This window comes from Variovorax sp. 20P10.2.4, from assembly GCF_058244205.1.
Window position 1 is genome coordinate 1 of the sequence record NZ_JBZAYE010000799.1, and the last position, 2,924, is coordinate 2,924.

Sequence of the window (2,924 nt, forward strand, 5' to 3'; positions counted from 1 at the left end):
GCGAGGCGTTCGCCGTCGCGCGCCGCGAGCTTCACCCCGGCCAGCGCGCGCTGGCCGTTGGGGTGCACCACGCCCACGCCGTCGAGCGAGAAACCCATGCGCGCCTTCTCTCTTTCTCTCTTGCTTACTTGATCAGGCCGGCCGACTTGCCCGCCGTCTCGATGCCGTCGTAGTTCGACGACTGGGTCGGGATGAACTTGCTCGCGCGCTGCAGCGCCATGATCTCCTTGTGCGCCGGGTTGGCCGGATCGAGCTTGAGGAAGGCGTCGGTGAGCTTCTTCGTGAGCGCCGCGTCGAGGCCCGGGCGCACGGTCCAGTTGTAGTCGTAGTAGGTCGGCGTGGTCGCGAGCACGCGCACCTTGAGCGCATTGGGGTTCTTGGCCTCGACCAGCTTGTCCCACACCGAGGCGTTGAGCACGCCGGCCTCGGCGCGCGAGGCGGCCACGAAGGCCACCGTGGCATCGTGCGCGCCCGAGAACGCGACCGTCTTGAAGTCCTTCTCGGGGTTGATGCCGGCCTGCAGCAGGAAGTAGCGCGGCATCAGGCTGCCCGAGGTGGAGGAGGGCGCGCCGAACGCGAAGGTCTTGCCCTTGAGGTCGGCGAGCGTCTTCGCGCTGCTGTCCACCGGCACGATGAACTTGCTGGTGAAGACCTCGTCCTCGGCGCGCTGCACGATCGGCACCGCGCCGCCGTTGGTGCGGATGCGCGCCTGCACGAAGGTGAAGCCGCCGAGCCAGGCGAGGTCGATCTTGTTGGTGGCCAGGCCTTCGACCACGGCGGCATAGTCGGTCACGGGCGTGAACTGCACCTCCATGCCGGTTTCCTTCTTGAGGTAGTCGCCCAGCGGCGTGAACTTGCGCTGCAGCTCGGTCGGCGCCTCGTCGGGAATGGCCGAGACACGCAGCACGCCCTGCGCGAAGGCGCCGAAGCTGGCTGCGGAGAAGGCCAGGGCAAGGGCCAGTCGTGTGAGTGTCTTTTTCATGGATGCGCCTTGGAGGCTCGCGGTTTTGGAAAGGTCGGGATTGTAGAAAGCGGGCTCGATTCGATAATCGGGCCATGAACCCGACTCTCATGAATCCGCTCGCGCCGCTGCGCCTCACGAGTTTTTCGCATGGCGGCGGCTGCGGCTGCAAGATCGCGCCCGGCGTGCTCTCGCAGATCCTCAAGAACCATGGCGGCGGCCTGATCCCGCCCGAGCTCATGGTGGGCATCGAGACCGCCGACGACGCGGCCGTCTACAAGCTCAACGACGAGCAGGCGCTGATCGCCACCACCGACTTCTTCATGCCGATCGTGGACGACCCCTACGAGTTCGGCCGCATCGCCGCCACCAATGCCATCAGCGACGTCTACGCCATGGGCGGGCGGCCGATCATGGCGCTGGCCATCCTCGCGATGCCGATCAACCAGCTGCCGGTGGAGGTCATCGCCGAGATCGTGCGCGGCGGCCAGGACGTGTGCCGCGCCGCCGGCATTCCGATCGCGGGCGGCCACACCATCGATTCGGTCGAGCCGATCTACGGCCTGGTCGCCATGGGCCTGGTGCACCCCGACCGCGTGCGGCGCAATGCCGATGCGAAGGCCGGTGACCTGCTGGTGCTCGGCAAGCCGCTGGGCGTGGGCGTGCTGTCGGCCGCGCTCAAGAAGGAGCAGCTGTCCGAGACCGGCTACCGCCAGCTGATCGAGAACACGACGAAGCTCAACACCCCAGGCATCGCGCTCTCGGCGCTCGAAGGCGTGCATGCGCTGACCGACGTCACCGGCTTCGGCCTCGCGGGCCATGCGCTCGAGCTCGCGCGCGGCGCGAAGCTCTCGGCCGTCGTCGAATGGTCGAAGGTGCCGCTGCTCGACCGCGTCGAGGCCATGGCCGCCGAGGGCTTCGTCACCGGCGCCTCGGGCCGCAACTGGGCCGGCTACGGCGCCGAGGTCGAACTCGCCGCCGGCCTGCCGCCGACCGCGCAGGCGCTGCTCAGCGATCCGCAGACCTCGGGCGGCCTGCTCGTGAGCTGCGCGCCGGAGGCCGTCGATGCCGTGCTGAAGGTGTTCGGCGACGAGGGCTTCGACCGCGCCGCCGTCATCGGCCGCGTGGAAGCGAACGGCCCATCGCTGCGCATCGTCCCCTGACCATACAGTTGCCCATCGCCCAAGCTTTTGGTGGGCAGTCGCCGTAGCGAGCGGTTCGAGGTTGCGCCGAGAAGCGCAGACGTACTCAGGTACGTCGAGCATCGCAGGTGCAAGATCGAATCGCGCAGCAGGCGAATGCCCGCCAAAAGGCGGAAGGGGGAAGGAGTCGAACCTTCCCGGCGACGACTGGCGCCACCCACCGGGTTTGAAGCCCGGCCGCCCCACCAGGGACGATCCCCTCCCATGCGCACGGCCCTTCACGGCCGTGCCTCGAACAGCACCGTGTCGGGCCGCAGCAGGTGCGTGTCCTTCACGCGCCGCGTGAACCCGACCCGGTCGAAGAACTCCAGCAGCTGGATCGCGCGCTTGCGGCCCAGCCCGGTCGCGTCCCGGAAACTCGCGGCCTGCAGGCCCTCGGGCCCCTGCAGGCAATCGCGCGCGATCGCCGCCAGGCGTTCGACCGTCGCCTGCGGATAGTACAAGTCCTTGACCACCTGGAAGGCCTCGCCGCGCCGCGCGAGACTCGCGAGCGTCTGGCGCACCACGGCCTCGCTCGCGCCGCAGTCCTTGGCGAGGTCGCGCACCCAGGGCGGATCGAAGCCGCCATCGGCCAGCTTCGGCAGCAGCTTCTGCGCGAGCTTCTGCTCGGCCTCGCCGAGCCGCGCCGCGTGGTCGGGGCGGTGTAGCCAGGTGCCGCTGCGCACCAGCGCGCCGCGCGCCACCAGCGATTCGACCGCATGCCGCCACAGCGCATCGCCGGTGCGCGGGCCGGCCAGGCGCTTGAGGCGGCGCGCATCGGG

At 69.3% G+C, this 2,924-nt stretch carries 3 protein-coding genes and 1 tRNA gene; 1 reads left to right on the forward strand and 3 read right to left on the reverse strand.

Features of this window, described 5'->3' with window-relative positions; all coding sequences use genetic code 11:
* Nucleotides 1-124: 124 nt before the first annotated feature.
* Nucleotides 125-982: a putative selenate ABC transporter substrate-binding protein gene (locus tag AC27VN_RS37705; protein WP_490879964.1), complete on the reverse strand. Its 858-nt coding sequence runs from the start codon at nucleotides 980-982 to the stop codon at nucleotides 125-127.
* A 74-nt stretch (nucleotides 983-1,056) separates the two neighbouring features.
* Here AC27VN_RS37705 and selD point away from each other — a divergent pair, with 74 nt between their 5' ends.
* A complete protein-coding gene (gene selD, locus AC27VN_RS37710) occupies nucleotides 1,057-2,124 on the forward strand; it encodes a selenide, water dikinase SelD (RefSeq protein ID WP_490879965.1) in 1,068 nt (355 codons plus the stop codon).
* 150 nt (nucleotides 2,125-2,274) lie between these two features.
* On the opposite strand, the gene AC27VN_RS37715 is transcribed toward selD, so the two are convergent.
* Together AC27VN_RS37715 and AC27VN_RS37720 are read right to left on the reverse strand one after the other, a co-directional pair.
* Nucleotides 2,275-2,367, reverse strand: a tRNA-Sec gene (locus tag AC27VN_RS37715).
* Nucleotides 2,368-2,381: 14 nt separating this feature from the next.
* Nucleotides 2,382-2,924 (reverse strand): SelB domain-containing protein (locus tag AC27VN_RS37720; RefSeq protein WP_490879966.1); only part of this gene is annotated, 543 nt, incomplete at its 5' end.